At 66.0% G+C, this 256-nt stretch carries 1 protein-coding gene; it reads right to left on the bottom strand.

The annotated features are described in order from the left end of the window. A partial coding sequence (locus SB816_RS33160; RefSeq protein ID WP_410548397.1) for a hypothetical protein occupies positions 1 to 256 on the bottom strand: 256 nt, incomplete at both ends.

Genomic DNA, 256 nt, shown 5'->3' with positions numbered 1-256 from the left:
ACTGCGCATACAGCGCCGCATATTCACGCTGCGGCCCGAGTTCGACCGGCTCGCCGGCGCTCGACAGTTGCGCGCCGCCGCGGCTGATCGCGAGCATGTAGGTGGCCGGATAGATCGTGCCGATCCACTTGCCGCTGCCTTCCAGCGACGACAGCGGCGTGAGCAGCCCCGAGAACTGCACGACCGGTATCAGCGTACCGACGATCGTCATGAAGATCGCGGCGATCTGGCTGCGCGTGAAGGTCGACGCGAACAG

The organism is Achromobacter sp. SIMBA_011, from assembly GCF_046535435.1.
GTDB lineage: Bacteria > Pseudomonadota > Gammaproteobacteria > Burkholderiales > Burkholderiaceae_B > Achromobacter > Achromobacter dolens.
The sequence above is the reverse complement of the archived record's forward strand: the minus strand, read 5'-3'. Positions and strand labels throughout refer to the sequence as shown.